2 protein-coding genes are annotated in these 1,452 nt (G+C 46.3%); both read left to right on the top strand.

Annotation, left to right across the window (positions count from 1 at the left end; genetic code table 11):
* Positions 1–744, top strand: a 744-nt coding sequence (locus F6K49_RS48685) for a DNA cytosine methyltransferase (protein ID WP_293109887.1), incomplete at its 5' end; no start/stop codon positions are given.
* A 196-nt stretch (positions 745–940) separates the two neighbouring features.
* On the top strand, positions 941–1,147 hold the full coding sequence (locus F6K49_RS48680; protein ID WP_070392609.1) for a hypothetical protein: 207 nt from the start codon (positions 941–943) through the stop codon (positions 1,145–1,147).
* Positions 1,148–1,452: the final 305 nt, after the last annotated feature.

Below are 1,452 nucleotides of genomic sequence, written 5' to 3'. Positions count from 1 at the left end.
CCAGTGGTTTATCCTGACTCAGAACTAGGCTCTCACCAATGGGTAACTGTTAAGGATGCGATCGCAGACTTGCCTAACTTAGATGATTTTCCTGAACTCCAGAAAAGCGATTGTGTTGAACTAAAACCAAAACAGCTAGACCTGCTGCAAGCGTTAGCCATGCCCTATGTAGAAAAGTTACGGGATGTAATCACCGATCCTGGTAACTTTGCCTATCCCCGCCAGTGGAATCCTAAACTATTAACCAGTTCCCTGCAAACCCAGCACACGGAAGCGTCGATTGAGCGGTTTAGAAACACACCCATGGGCGAGGTAGAAACTACCAGTCGCTTACGACGCTTACACTGGGATAAACCATGCCATACCCTCAGAGCAGGTACTGGTTATAAAAACGGTCGCTACACCTCTCCTCGCCCCATTCATCCTGATTACCCACGGGTGATATCGGTGCGAGAGGCCGCTAGACTGCACTCATTTCCAGATTGGTTTCGCTTCCACCACACCAAATGGCATGGATTTCGACAGGTCGGTAATGCTGTACCACCACGATTAGGACGGGTTTTGGGTAAACAAATTATGACAGCCTTGGCCCAGGAACCATCAGTGCCAACCACAATTATAAAGCTCTCAGATACCAAACTGTTAACCTTTAAACAGTTTCAGGCATCCAAATATTGGACTATATTAGTATTTATTCCTTTTCTAATTTGCTGCTTCCTTCCTCCTGTCGTTCTCTTGTCCTAGAATCAACATGCTGTATATCACGACCGTCAACGCTGATCGGCTACTAGTTTGCCATCGTTGTAACTCAGATCACAGCTTAACCGCGATCCCATCACAACACATCGTGAGCTCGAATCACTACTAGCTAGGACTCTCTCTCACAGAAGATCTCTTCAAAATTGCCGATAGTTAAAATTACAGAGATTATGTGGAGCCCATGAAACCTTCTCAAGTGATCTTCCCCAAATTCCCGGTTAAGCAAATAGCTCAGCGTATTATTCATATGCGCCAAATTACCCGCATTGACCAACAGCTCTTTATGTCAGCTTTACGAGGCAAGGCATCACTTTCACTAGAAGAGCAAACCCTAGTCCAAGAGATTCATGACCGTTTGAACCGTGGATTGATTCGAGTAGTGGAATAAACTATATCACTTCTGGTCATGATGGTCAAACCAATCAAATCTAGGGGCGCTTCCCTTGCGCCCGAATCCTGTGCGCTCTTTAACCTGTGGTTGGCAGCAAGTGATATAGCGCTACGCTTAGGGTCAGAAGTTATAAGTCAGAAGTCAAAAGTAAGCTAGGACTAAGTTTCGGAGTTTAGGCAGAAACCAGCTATGCTGAAGTAAAGGAGTAAGGTTTAATCCCAGAAGGTTTTTGATCACTTCTTGATGCAAAGCGCGAGTGGGGGAAACCCCCAAGACCGCGCTGGCTCCCCAAGACCGCGCTG

The sequence above is a fragment of the Moorena sp. SIO3I6 genome, from assembly GCF_010672095.1.
This window is presented reverse-complemented; position numbering and strand designations above follow the sequence as displayed.